Here is an 11,707-nt window from a genome sequence, read left to right as displayed (position 1 = left end):
ATGACCGCCTGCACCGAGCGGCACTTCCGCAACCTGTTCGCCGAGGCCGCAGGCGAGGGCCAGAAGAGCATGCCTAAGGAGGGCTCAGCATGACGTCCTATGGGGAACTGACCAGCTCGGTTCGGCAGCGGTTCGCGGTCGACGGGGTGGAGGCGACTCCGGCGGCGGTGGCTCGTGCCGTCCGGCGGGACACCAGCCTCGGCGAGACCACCGTGCTGCGGGTTGCCGACCGGGTGCACGACGAACTCGTCGGCGCGGGCCCGCTCGCGCCACTGCTTACCGAGCCGAACGTGACTGACGTCCTGGTCAACGGCCTCGAAGTCTGGGTGGACCGCGGCGCCGGCCTGCAGCGTGCCTCGGTGGGATTCCGCGATCACGCTGAGGTGCGCCGGCTGGCCCAGCGGCTCGCGGCCGCATGCGGGCGGCGGCTCGACGACGGCCAGCCGTACGCGGATGCCCGCCTGCCCGACGGCACCCGGCTGCATGCGGTGCTGCCCCCGGTCGCCACCGACGGCCCCTATCTATCGCTACGCACCTTCCGGCAGCGGCCGTTCAGCCTCGCCGACCTGGTCGAGCACGGCACGGTGCCGCCGACCGTCGCGCCGGTGCTGGTCGCGATCGTGGCGGCGCGCCTGGCCTACCTGGTCACCGGCGGCACCGGCAGCGGCAAGACGACGCTGCTGGCCACGCTGCTCGGCCTGGTTCCGTCCACCGAGCGGATCGTTCTGGTCGAGGACGCGGCCGAGTTACGGCCGGTGCATCCACACGTGGTCGCGCTGCAGGCGCGCACCGCCAACGTCGAGGGAGCCGGGGCGGTCGGGCTCACCGACCTCGTCCGGCAGGCGCTGCGGATGCGGCCCGACCGGCTCGTCATCGGCGAGTGCCGAGGGCCCGAGATAGTCGATCTGCTGGGCGCGCTCAACACCGGTCACGAGGGTGGAGCCGGCACGCTGCACGCCAACGCGCCGGCCGACGTGCCGGCCCGGCTCGAGGCGCTGGGTCTCCTCGGCGGGCTGCCCCGAGCGGCGCTGCATGCCCAGGCGGTGGCGGCGCTGCAGGTCGTGCTGCAGGTCCGGCGCATTCCCGGCGGACGGGTGCTCGACTCGGTCAGCGTCCTGCTGCCCGCCGGCGAACAGCGGCTGGCCACCGTCGTGCCCGCCTGGCGGCACGGCCGGGGAGCCGGCCCCGGGGCGACCGCGCTGGCCCGGATGCTCGCCATCCGCGGCGTGGCCGTGCCGGCCGTGCTCGAACCGCCGGTGGGGGTGGGGTCATGACCTGGCCGCTGGTCGGATGCCTGCTGATCGGAGCCCTGGTGGTCGGCTGGCCGGGCGGCCGAGCACGGGAGCGGTTGCGCCGGCAGCGCTGGTGCCTGCCACCGGGCCTGTTCGCCCATCCGCGCCGCGCCACGGCGCTGGTGGTCGGCGTTGTCACTGGGCTGGGACTGCTCGCCGGCGGACCGGTCGCCGCGGTAGTGACGGCGGCCTACTCCGGGCTGGCGGGCCGGGCGCTGCTCCGGCGGGCAGCACGGCGGCGGGACGGGGCCTCACGGGTCGCGGCTCTCGACGGACTCTCCGCGCTCGCGGCCGACCTGCGCGCCGGATTGCCGCCGGCCGCGCGGGCCGTGTCGGCGCTGTCGTCGGACCGCATCGGCCGGCTCACCTCCTCGGTGTGGCAGCTCGCCGAGCGGACCGGCGCTCCCGCCGCCGACCTCGTCGAGCGAATCGAGGCGGACGCCCGCGCCGCCGACCGCGCCGCAGCCAAGGCATCGGCGCAGGCCGCCGGCGCGCAGGCCACCGCGCTGTTGCTGGCCGGGTTACCGGTCGGCGGCATCGGGCTCGGTATCGCGATCGGCGCCGATCCGCTGGACGTGCTGCTGCACACCCCGATCGGGGCCGCCTGCGCGGCCGGGGCGGTGGTTCTGCAGTGCGGTGGGCTGCTCTGGGCCGAGAGGTTGGCGCAATGAGCGGGCCCGGTTGTTCGCTGGCAGCCCTGTTGCAAGCCGGTGGACCGGTCCGAGTCGACGTGCGGCCGTGCTGTCTGGTCGCGCTCGTCGGCCGCCGCGTTCCGCCAGACGAATCCGCCGAGCCGATCGCCTGCGCAGCCGCCGAGCCAACCGCTACGCCCGTTGCCGATCCGGCCACCGCGCCAGCCGCCCTGTCGGTCGCCGGGCGTGCGGCCGAGCTTGTCGGGCGCGGCGCCGAGCCGGCGGGTGCGTCAGTGGTTTCGCGCGCCGAACCGGTCCCGCCTGACGCTGAGCCGGTTGGTGGGGTGATCGTCGCGCGAGGTGCTGCGCCGGCCGTGTCGTCGGTTACTGAAGCGATCGGGGACGTTGTCGAGTCGGGAGTGCCGCGGTGATCGCGCTGCTCGCCGTTGCGGCGGCGGTGGTGCTGGTCATGCCGGTGATGTGGCCGGGCCGGGCTCGGCGGCGGCTCCGCAGGTTGCAGATGCCGCACTCGCCACCACCGCCCGCCGACGGCCGCCGTTCGCGGCTGCTGATCGCCGGGGGAGTCGGGCTCGGCGTGGCCGGGCTGATCGGGACGTGGTGGGGTCTCGGCGTCGGAGTCGTCGCCGCCGTGGTGGCCGAGCGGTTGCTGCGGCGGCGGGAACCCGCACACCTGCGCAAGGAACGGCTTGCCGCGATGGCCGATCTCCCGCTCGGGGCGGACCTGCTGGCGGCAGCCCTGCGTGCCGGGGCACCGCTCGACCGGGCGGCCGGAGCGGTGTCCGACGCGCTGGGCGGCCCGCTGGGGGAGCAGTTGCAGCGAACGGCTCGCTCACTGCGGCTGGGCGCCGACCCGACCGAGGCGTGGGCGCACCTCTCCGGGGTCACCGGGGCCGATCGGCTCATCGCGGCGGCGGTGCGGTCCAGTGCCAGCGGGGGTGCGCTGGCCGGGGCGCTCGGCCGGCTCGCTGACGACCTGCGCGCCGACCGGGCAACGGCCGCCGAGGCTGCCGCCCAACGAGCCGGCGTCCTGATCGTCCTGCCGCTGGGCCTGTGCTTCCTGCCCGCGTTCCTGCTGGCCGGCCTGGTCCCGGTGTTGGTTTCCGTGCTGGGCGACGTCCTTTGAACTGCGGCTCATGCCGCAGCTCGGCTCCGTGGCTCGTGTCGCGGTTTGGCTCCGTGGTTTGTCGCTGGGCGGCGGCGGATCACGGCTTCCGGCAGTGGCCGTCATGGCGGCCACTGGCACAACACAACCGAAGGAGTACTACGTGCACAGACTGATCGCGAACTTCGCCCGGCTGCGGACCGAGGCAGCCGACGCGGGGATGAGCACCGCCGAATATGCCGTCGGCACGCTGGCGGCGGTGGCGTTTGCCGGGGTCCTGCTCAAGGTCGTCGGCAGTGAGAACGTGCAGTCGGCGCTCACGGCGATCATCGATCGGGCCCTGAAGTGACCGGGCGCCGGTGGCCCGGCCGCGACCGGGGATCGTTCACCGCTGAACTCGCGGCCGGGCTGCCGGCGCTCATCCTGCTGCTCCTGGCCGGGCTGACCGCGGTGGCGGCGGTGACCGCCAAGGGTCAATGCGTGGACGCGGCCCGGGAAGGGGCGCTTGCCGGCGCACGCGGCGAGGGAGCGGTCGAGGCGGCGACCCGCATGGCGCCGGACGGCGCCGATGTGGCGATCGACGAGGGTGCGGACTCGGTCACCGCCGTGGTGCGAGCACCGGTGCGCCTGCTTGGCGCACACCTACCGGCGATCACCGTGACCGGGCGAGCCGTGGCGGCCCGCGAGCCGGACGTCGTCGACGGAGGAGCGCAGTGAGGGGCAGCCGTCAAATAGGCGGGGCAGCGAGAGGCGGGGCAGCGAGAGGCGGGGCAGCGAGAGGCGGGGCAGCGAGAGGCGGGGTGGCGGGAAGCGGTGAGCGGGATCGGGGGGCTGCGACGATCTTTGTGCTGGCGGTGGGGCTTGCGTTCGTGGCGGCGGGGCTGGCGATGGCGTCGGTCGGCACGGCTCGGGTTGGGCGGCATCAAGCGCACAGCGCGGCCGATCTGGGTGCGCTCGCCGGGGCGGCGGAGGCGATCTACGGGCAGCCGGCCGCCTGCACGCGGGCTGAGCGGTTCGTCAGTGCCAACGGTGGCGAGATGACGCTGTGCGTGGTCGACGGGCTGGAGATCGTGGTGCACGTTCAGGTGGAGGTGCGGCCGATGCCGGGTCTGACCCGCCATGCGGAGGCGGCCGCTCGGGCCGGGCCGGTCTACATCACGATCGAATAGCCAGCGCGGAAAGGACGGCGTCCAGGACCGAGATCGCGCCGGGTTTGTGGAGCGGGTTGTTGCCGTTGCCGCACTTCGGGGACTGCACGCACGAGGGGCAACCCGTTTCGCAGCCGCACGAGGCGATCGCCTCGCGGGTGGCGGTCAGCCACTCGGCGGCGGTTGCGTAGGCCCGTTCGGCGAAGCCGGCGCCGCCCGGGTGGCCGTCGTAGACGAAGACGGTCGGGGCCTCGGTGTCGGCGTGGTTGGCGGTGGACAGGCCGCCGATGTCCCAGCGGTCGCACGTTGCCATCAGCGGGAGCAGGCCGATCGCGGCGTGCTCGGCGGCGTGCAGGGCGCCGGGGAAGTCGGGTGGTTCCACGCCGGCGGCCTCCAGCGCTGGTGGGGAGACGGTGAACCAGACCGCGACCGTGCGCAGTTCGCGGACCGGCAGGTCGAGCGGGCGGGTGTCGATGATCTCGCCGGAGCCGATCCGGCGGCGCTGGTAGGACACGACCTGGTTGGTCACGTCCACCTCGCCGAGGAAGAGGCCGACCGGGCCGGCGTCCACGTACGAGCGGACGTTCACCACGGACAGGTCGGTGACGTCGCGGGCGTGCGTCGACCAGTCCGGCTCCTCCGGGTGCACCAGGGCGACGGCATCCTCGAGGTCGAGATTGTCGACGACGAAGGTGACGCCCTGGTGGAGATAGACGGCGCCGGTGTGCAGCATCGCGTGCGACGACTCGGGGTCGACCGTGCCGAGCAGGCGGCCGGTCGACTCCTCGACCACCGCGATCGGTGCGCCGCCGGTGCCGCGCAGGTCCACGTCGGGGCGGCCGGTGTGGGTCCAGTACCAACCGGACGGGCGGCGGCGCAGCGCGCCCGATGCGGTGAGGCCGGCCACCGCCGCGCGGGCCGGGTCGCCGCCGAACAGCTCCAGGTCGGCCTCGGTGATCGGTCCCTCCGAGGCGGCGCAGCAGAGTTGCGGGCCCAGGACGTACGGGTTGGCCGGGTCCAGCACCGTCGCCTCGACCGGGCGCCCGAACAACGCCGCGGGGTGGTGAACCAGGTAGGTGTCGAGCGGGTCGTCCCGGGCGATCAGCACGGCCAGGGCTTCGCCCCCGGCCCGCCCGGCCCGGCCCGCCTGCTGCCACAGTGACGCCCGGGTGCCGGGATAACCGCAGATCAGCACGGCGTCCAGGCCGACCAGGTCGACGCCGAGCTCGAGCGCGTTCGTCGACGCGAGCCCGAGCAGTTCGCCGGAGAGCAGCGCCCGCTCGATCTCCCGCCGGTCCTCCTTGAGATAGCCGGCCCGATAGGCGGCCACCCGATCGCCCAACCCGGGCACCGCCTCGTCGAGCTGCCGGCGAGCGATCGCCGCGACCACCTCGGCGCCACGACGTGAGCGCACGAAGGCAAGCGTCCGGGTGCCGGCCACGACCGCGTTGGTGAGCAGGTCGGCCGTCTCCCGGAGAGCCGACCGCCGCACCTGCGGCAGTTCATCGTCAAGGTCGGAGCGGGGAGCGGGCACGGCGGACGAACCGGGGTAGGCCGGTTGGAGCGGCGGCTCCCACAGCGCGAACGTCACGCCGCCCCGCGGCGAGGCGTCCTCGGTCACCGCGGTCACCGGCAGCCCGATCAGTCGCGACGCCGCGTCGGCCGGGTCACCCGAGGTGGCCGAGGCCAGCACGAACGTCGGCCGCCCGCCATATCGGGCGGCCGCCCGGCGCAGTCGCCGGATCACGTGCGCGACGTGCGAGCCGAACACCCCGCGGTAGGTGTGGCACTCGTCGATCACGACGTACGAAAGCCGCCTTAAAAAGACCGCCCAGCGCTCGTGCCCGGGCAGAATCGCGTGATGCACCATGTCCGGATTTGTCAATATGAAGCGGGAGTTCTGGCGGATCCACTCGCGCTCCTCCCGCGCGGTATCACCGTCGTACGTGGCCGGGCGTACCCCCGGAAGACCGAAACCGGCGACGGCGCGCAACTGATCCGCGGCGAGTGCCTTGGCCGGCGCGATGTAGAGCGCCGTGGCGCGTTCGTCGGTGAGCAGCCGGCTCAGCACCGGCATCTGATAGCCGAGCGACTTGCCCGATGCCGTCCCGGTCGCGAGCACGACGTTGGTTCCCTCGAACGCCAGCGTCCCGGCGGTGGCCTGATGCGCCCACGGCGACATGATCCGGTGATCGCGGCAGGCGTCGACGAACTGGGGTGCGGCCCAGGCCGGCCAGGGCACCGAAATCCCGGATCGGGGCGGCACACGCTCGACGTGAGTGACCGGCGAGTCGTCTCCCCTGGTCCAGAAGAGCTGGGACAACGAGGCGCTGGAAGTCACGAACTGCACTCTGACATCGGTATGCCCCGAACCTCAAACGGGTAGGACGGGTGGGTGCGATGAGCCGTGCGAAGTCGAGCGGTGGTTAGATTCCGTGGGGGAGATCGCAGGGAGGAGGAGCGATGGAGCTGTCCCTTGCGACACGGACCGTCGCCGAACACACGGTGCTAGAGGTGGGCGGCGAGGTCGACGTTTACACCGCGCCGAGGTTGCGGGAGCGCCTCGTCGAGTTGGTGGACGCCGGTGCCCGCAACGTGATCGTCGATCTGGCCGGAGTCGAGTTTCTCGATTCCACCGGGCTCGGCGTGCTGGTCGGCGCAATGAAACGGCTGCGCGTGGCGAACGGAACCTTCGGCCTGGTCTGCTCGAAAGAGCCGCTGCTGAAGATCTTCCGGATCACTGCGCTCGACCAGGTGTTCCCGATATATCCATCGATCGAGGCGGCCACCGGAGACGGCGACGGCAGCGGTTCGACTTCGTGATGGCGACGGTTCGACTGTCCTTCTCGCCGGCGCCCGTGCACGTTCGCACGGCCCGGCTGGTCGGCGTCGCGGTGGCCCGGCGGGCGGGGGTCGCCGAGGAACTGCTGGACGAGGTCCGGCTGGCGATCGGCGAGGCGTGCACCCGGGCCGTGGCGCTGCACAACCAGTACGGTCTGGCTGACCTGGTCACGGTCGAAATGTCTGATTCGGACTCATACGCCGTCCGGGTGATCGATCATGCCCCGATCGAGGCGAGCGTGGGTCTGGCCAAGCTGCCCCCGGACGAGCTCGCCGCCGAGTCGCTCACCGACGAGGCCCTGACCACCGGCGTCGGCTTCGCGCTACTCGCCGGATTTGTCGATGACCTGCAGGTTCGCCCGGTCGAGGATGGTCCGGGCACTGAGGTCCGGATGGTCTGGCCGGTCCAGCGTCGCTGAGCCGGCCGAGAGTAAAGATGGCCCAGGAAAGATCAAAAATTATCTTTACACCTCTGGTGCCGCGCTAACACAGCGGCAAACATCACCACGACACGGCCGGAGCCGGGTGTGACCACCACCACGATCGGCCGATACAGTACGCGAGTTGTCAGCTACTGCTCCTGGTTCCGCGTCCGCGGAACCCGGTTGTCGTCTCCCCGGTGACGGGGTGCGCCCGGGCGGTTTCGTCCGCCAGTCCAGGCGCAGGTCGGTGTACAGGAGGACATTGATGTCCGGGACTTTGTTAACTACGGCCGCGGGCGGAGTGTCCCTGAGCGGTTCGAACGTCACATTCGTGATCATCGCTCTGGTCTTCGCGCTCATCGCGCTGGGCTTCGCGGCGATGTTCGTCCAGTCGGTGCTGAAGGCCGGTCGTGGCACCAAGAACATGCAGGAGATCGCCGGCGCCGTGCAGGAAGGCGCCTCGGCCTACCTGATCCGCCAGTTCAGGACCCTCGCGATCTTCGTGGTGATCGCGGTCGTTCTGCTCTTCCTCTTGCCGGTGCACGACACCGACAACGAGACGTGGGTCAAGATCGGCCGGTCGCTCTTCTTCATCGTGGGCGCGGTCTTCTCGTCGTTCATCGGCGGCGCGGGCATGGCGCTCGCGACCCGGGCCAACGTGCGGGTGGCCGCGGCGGCCGGTGAGCCGGGCGGCCGCGAGACCGCCATGGGCATCGCGTTCCGCACCGGTGGCGTGGTCGGCTTCCTCACCGTCGGCCTCGGGCTGTTCGGTGGCGCACTGGTCGTGCTGATCTTCAACAGCGACGCACCGACCGTGCTGGAGGGCTTCGGCTTCGGCGCCGCGCTGCTGGCCATGTTCATGCGGGTCGGTGGCGGCATCTTCACCAAGGCCGCGGACGTCGGCGCCGACCTGGTCGGCAAGGTCGAGCAGGGCATCCCCGAGGACGACCCGCGCAACGCCGCGACCATCGCCGACAACGTGGGCGACAACGTCGGTGACTGCGCCGGCATGGCGGCCGACCTGTTCGAGTCGTACGCCGTGACCCTGGTGGCCGCGCTGATCCTGGGCTCGGCCGCGTTCGGTCAGGACGGTCTGATCTTCCCGCTGATCATCTCCACGGTCGGCGTCGTGATCGCGATCCTCGGCGTGTTCATCACCCGGCTGCGGCCGAGCGACAAGAACGGCCTCACCGCGATCAACCGGGCGTTCTACATTTCGGCCGTGGTCTCCGCGATCGTGGTGGCCATCGCCAGCTTCCTCTACCTGCCGAACGCGTTCAGCGGGTTCAAGGACGTCGCTTCGATCGACCCCGAGATCGTGGCCAGCGGCCGCAACCCGCAGTGGGTCGCGATCGGCGCGGTCGTCATCGGCATCGTGCTCGCCGCCGCCATCCAGGCGCTGACCGGCTACTTCACCGAGACCGAGAAGCGCCCGGTGCAGGACATCGGCAAGTCGTCGCAGACCGGTGCGGCCACCGTGGTGCTCGCCGGCATCAGCGTCGGCCTGGAGTCGGCCGTCTACTCCGCGCTCCTGATCGGCGCCGGCGTCTACGGCGCGTTCCTGCTGGGTGGCTCGTCTATCACGCTGTCGCTGTTCGCCGTCGCGCTCGCCGGCACCGGCCTGCTCACCACGGTCGGCGTCATCGTCGCGATGGACACCTTCGGCCCGATCTCGGACAACGCGCAGGGCATCGCCGAGATGTCCGGTGACGTCGACGAGAAGGGCGCCCAGATCCTCACCGAGCTGGACGCCGTCGGCAACACCACCAAGGCGATCACCAAGGGCATCGCGATCGCGACCGCGGTGCTGGCCGCCACGGCGCTGTTCGGTTCCTACACGAACACCCTGGCCAGCTCGCTGACCGACGCCGGCATCGACCCGGCCAAGGTGCAGAACGAGATCCTCGGCCTGCTGAACATCTCGAACCCGCGCAACCTCGTCGGTCTGCTGATCGGCGCGGCGGTCGTGTTCCTCTTCTCCGGCCTGGCCATCAACGCCGTCTCCCGCTCGGCGGGCGCGGTCGTGATGGAGGTCCGTCGCCAGTTCCGCGAGTTCCCCGGCATCATGGACCGCACCCAGCGGCCCGAGTACGGCCGAGTCGTCGACATCTGCACCCGGGACGCGCAGCGCGAGCTGCTCACCCCCGGTCTGCTGGCGATCCTGGCGCCGATCGCGGTCGGCTTCGGCCTGGGCGCCGGCGCGCTCGCGTCCTACCTGGCCGGTGCCATCGGCGCCGGCACGCTGATGGCGGTCTTCCTGGCCAACTCCGGTGGCGCCTGGGACAACGCCAAGAAGCTGGTCGAGGACGGCAACTACGGCGGCAAGGGCTCCGACGCGCACGCCGCGACGGTCATCGGCGACACCGTCGGTGACCCGTTCAAGGACACCGCGGGCCCGGCCATCAACCCGCTGCTCAAGGTGATGAACCTGGTCTCGCTGCTGATCGCGCCGGCCGTGGTGAGCTGGAGCATCGGCAAGGACGCCAACACGCCGCTGCGGGTCACCCTCGCGGCGGTGGCCGCGGCGATCATCGTGGCGGCGGTCATCTGGAGCAAGCGCAAGCCGATCTCGATGGGCGAGGACATCCCGGCCGGCCCGGCCGGCGACGCCACCGCCTCGGAGCGGGTCAGCGCCTGACACCCGCAAAACCATGGGGGCATCCGGGAAACCGGGTGCCCCCAACCCATGGATGAAGGTTGTCACACCCGGGCCGTACCCTGCTTCCATGCGTCCGGCCCGACCCCTCGCAGTCTTGCTTCTGCTCGCGTTCGTTCTGCCCACCGTCGCCGCCTGTGGCGCCTCGCACGGTGCGCGTGCCTGGGCCGCCAGTGTGTGCACCACGCTGAGTCCCTGGCGCACCGAGATCGGTTCGCTGACGACTCGGGCGCAGCAGCAGATGGACGTCGCGACCACCCCCGGTCAGGCCAAGGAAAACCTCGCCCGGCTCTTCACCGGCGCCCACGACGCGAGCGAGAAAGCCCGGGCCGGCGTGGCGAAAGCGGGGGTGCCCGACGTGGACGACGGCAAGCAGATCGCCGACGGCTTCACCGGCTCGCTGGCCGCCATGCGCGACGCCTACGGCCGCGCCGCCACCGGCATCGACGGCCTGGCCACCGCACCTTCCAAGACCTTCTACGCACAGGTCGGCAAGGTGGTCGACCAGCTCAACGCCGACTACGCCGCGAGCAGCCTCGACACGAGCAAGCTCAGCTCGGCGGAGCTGAAGGACGCTTTCGACGAAGTGCCCGAGTGCCGATGAGCCGGTGAGATCAGGGCCTTCAGACCGACTTAGGGTGGCGGTGGGGTGGTTGGACGGGGAGTCGGGCTGGCCGCTGATCCCGCGCGAGGTTCTCCCCGCGCCGGTCCCGGCTGCCAAGCGACGCCTGCCGCCGCGCATCGTCCACCCCGACGGCGGCCGCCAGCTGCCTTTCTTCGGCGCCGAGACCACCGAGCCCGCCCCCGCCGATCTGGCCGGCCTGCTGGCCGGTCCGGGCCGCCTCGGCCGGATGGGCGGCACCGCCCGGGTGTCGGTCGAGGTCGACGCGGCCTGGCGCGTGCACGTCCTGGTCGCCGAGCTCGTCGCGCGCGGCCTGGTGGCCAATTGGCGACCCATTCAAGACCAAGACCAAGACCAAGACCAAGACCAAGATGATTTTGTACGGGGTGGGCCGCCCCCGGGTTCCGCCGATGTGGTCCCGGTCGCCGAAAACCATCAAGAGCCAGAGAGCGACCCGATCGAAGACCTCCCGCCGGAAGAGCCCGATCCATGGGCCGACCCGCCGCGGGTGAAGGCCGAGCTCCCGCCGGAGGATGAGCCCCAGCCCGTGGACGAGCCGCCGGCGTCGCCGCCCCAAAAAGAGTCAGAAGCGCACGAAGCGGTCGAGGAAGGGGCAGAAGACCCACCCGTCGAGCCGAAGCTCCGTTTCGAGGTGCTCACGGCGTACTCCAGTCGGTTGATCGGTCTTGCCCGCGCCTGGCCGGAGGTGAGCGCACAGCTTTTTCTCAGCGGCCCTCGCCTGAGGCTGTGGGTCGCCGCGGCCGGTGAGCCCATCGCCGGCGGCTACGCCCTGGCCCTCGATCCCGGCAAGGATGTGGCGGCGATCGATGCCGCCCTGGTCCGGGCCGGTCTGGCCGGTCGTCTTTCGGATGACAGAACCAGCTACCGGATCATGGGGAAGAGACGTGTCCGGCGGCTCGCTGAGCTGGTGGGCGAGCGACCCGAAGCGGCACCCGAGGAGATGTGGCCGG

The 11,707-nt window shown here is 71.7% G+C and carries 11 protein-coding genes and 1 pseudogene; 11 read left to right on the top strand and 1 reads right to left on the bottom strand.

All coding sequences use genetic code 11. From position 1 onward, the window contains the following. Nucleotides 1-89: 89 nt before the first annotated feature. The 6 genes from AB0E90_RS16300 to AB0E90_RS16275 all read left to right on the top strand — a co-directional run bounded on the left by AB0E90_RS16300 (nucleotide 90) and on the right by AB0E90_RS16275 (nucleotide 4,216). Nucleotides 90-1,274 carry a TadA family conjugal transfer-associated ATPase gene (locus AB0E90_RS16300; protein ID WP_360405146.1) on the top strand — a complete coding sequence of 395 codons (1,185 nt, stop codon included), beginning with the start codon at nucleotides 90-92 and terminating at the stop codon, nucleotides 1,272-1,274. Continuing rightward, complete coding sequence (locus AB0E90_RS16295) at nucleotides 1,271-1,963, top strand: hypothetical protein (RefSeq protein ID WP_360405143.1); 693 nt, start codon at nucleotides 1,271-1,273, stop codon at nucleotides 1,961-1,963. Before AB0E90_RS16300 ends, AB0E90_RS16295 begins: the two co-directional genes overlap by 4 nt. A 481-nt stretch (nucleotides 1,964-2,444) precedes the next feature. After that, entirely contained in the window at nucleotides 2,445-3,068 is a 624-nt protein-coding gene (locus AB0E90_RS16290) for a type II secretion system F family protein (RefSeq protein WP_360405479.1), read from the top strand. Between the two features lie 199 nt (nucleotides 3,069-3,267). Beyond that, nucleotides 3,268-3,396, top strand: a complete 129-nt coding sequence (locus tag AB0E90_RS16285; RefSeq protein WP_360405476.1) for a DUF4244 domain-containing protein — start codon at nucleotides 3,268-3,270, stop codon at nucleotides 3,394-3,396. Next, on the top strand, nucleotides 3,393-3,764 hold the full coding sequence (locus AB0E90_RS16280) for a TadE family type IV pilus minor pilin (RefSeq protein ID WP_360405140.1): 372 nt from the start codon (nucleotides 3,393-3,395) through the stop codon (nucleotides 3,762-3,764). The genes AB0E90_RS16285 and AB0E90_RS16280 overlap by 4 nt, the downstream gene beginning before the upstream one ends. Before the next feature lie 83 nt (nucleotides 3,765-3,847). Further along, complete coding sequence (locus AB0E90_RS16275; RefSeq protein WP_360405137.1) at nucleotides 3,848-4,216, top strand: Rv3654c family TadE-like protein; 369 nt, start codon at nucleotides 3,848-3,850, stop codon at nucleotides 4,214-4,216. On the opposite strand, the gene AB0E90_RS16270 is transcribed toward AB0E90_RS16275, so the two are convergent. Then, nucleotides 4,203-6,536, bottom strand: coding sequence for a DEAD/DEAH box helicase (locus tag AB0E90_RS16270; protein WP_360405134.1), 2,334 nt, complete (start codon nucleotides 6,534-6,536; stop codon nucleotides 4,203-4,205). The two genes, AB0E90_RS16275 and AB0E90_RS16270, sit on opposite strands and share 14 nt — an antisense overlap. A gap of 122 nt (nucleotides 6,537-6,658) precedes the next feature. On the opposite strand from AB0E90_RS16270, the gene AB0E90_RS16265 reads away from it, so the two are divergent. The 5 genes and pseudogenes from AB0E90_RS16265 to AB0E90_RS16245 all read left to right on the top strand — a co-directional run. Further along, a complete protein-coding gene (locus AB0E90_RS16265; RefSeq protein ID WP_360405131.1) occupies nucleotides 6,659-7,018 on the top strand; it encodes an STAS domain-containing protein in 360 nt (119 codons plus the stop codon). Further along, nucleotides 7,015-7,455, top strand: coding sequence for an ATP-binding protein (locus AB0E90_RS16260; protein WP_203729599.1), 441 nt, complete (start codon nucleotides 7,015-7,017; stop codon nucleotides 7,453-7,455). The genes AB0E90_RS16265 and AB0E90_RS16260 overlap by 4 nt, the downstream gene beginning before the upstream one ends. Before the next feature lie 268 nt (nucleotides 7,456-7,723). Continuing rightward, nucleotides 7,724-10,096: a sodium-translocating pyrophosphatase gene (locus AB0E90_RS16255; RefSeq protein WP_360405127.1), complete on the top strand. Its 2,373-nt coding sequence runs from the start codon at nucleotides 7,724-7,726 to the stop codon at nucleotides 10,094-10,096. An 88-nt stretch (nucleotides 10,097-10,184) separates the two neighbouring features. Continuing rightward, nucleotides 10,185-10,718 (top strand): hypothetical protein, encoded by a 534-nt coding sequence (locus tag AB0E90_RS16250; RefSeq protein ID WP_360405124.1) that lies wholly within the window; start codon nucleotides 10,185-10,187, stop codon nucleotides 10,716-10,718. 136 nt (nucleotides 10,719-10,854) lie between these two features. Next, nucleotides 10,855-11,064 (top strand): annotated as a pseudogene (locus AB0E90_RS16245) (hypothetical protein); the annotation flags it as partial. Nucleotides 11,065-11,707 lie beyond the last annotated feature (643 nt).

It is taken from the genome of Actinoplanes sp. NPDC026619 (assembly GCF_040638295.1).
Lineage (GTDB): Bacteria > Actinomycetota > Actinomycetes > Mycobacteriales > Micromonosporaceae > Actinoplanes.
Note: the sequence above shows the minus strand (reverse complement) of the source record. Positions and strands in the feature narration are given on the sequence as shown.

Excerpts from the sequence above, each read along its gene's own strand:
- AB0E90_RS16255 (WP_360405127.1), top strand. The coding sequence starts at position 7,724 with ATGTCCGGGACTTTGTTAACTACGGCCGCGGGCGGAGTGTCCCTGAGC.
- AB0E90_RS16285 (WP_360405476.1), top strand. The coding sequence starts at position 3,268 with ATGAGCACCGCCGAATATGCCGTCGGCACGCTGGCGGCGGTGGCGTTT.
- AB0E90_RS16300 (WP_360405146.1), top strand. The coding sequence starts at position 90 with ATGACGTCCTATGGGGAACTGACCAGCTCGGTTCGGCAGCGGTTCGCG.
- AB0E90_RS16295 (WP_360405143.1), top strand. The coding sequence starts at position 1,271 with ATGACCTGGCCGCTGGTCGGATGCCTGCTGATCGGAGCCCTGGTGGTC.
- AB0E90_RS16250 (WP_360405124.1), top strand. The coding sequence starts at position 10,185 with ATGCGTCCGGCCCGACCCCTCGCAGTCTTGCTTCTGCTCGCGTTCGTT.
- AB0E90_RS16265 (WP_360405131.1), top strand. The coding sequence starts at position 6,659 with ATGGAGCTGTCCCTTGCGACACGGACCGTCGCCGAACACACGGTGCTA.
- AB0E90_RS16290 (WP_360405479.1), top strand. The coding sequence starts at position 2,445 with ATGCCGCACTCGCCACCACCGCCCGCCGACGGCCGCCGTTCGCGGCTG.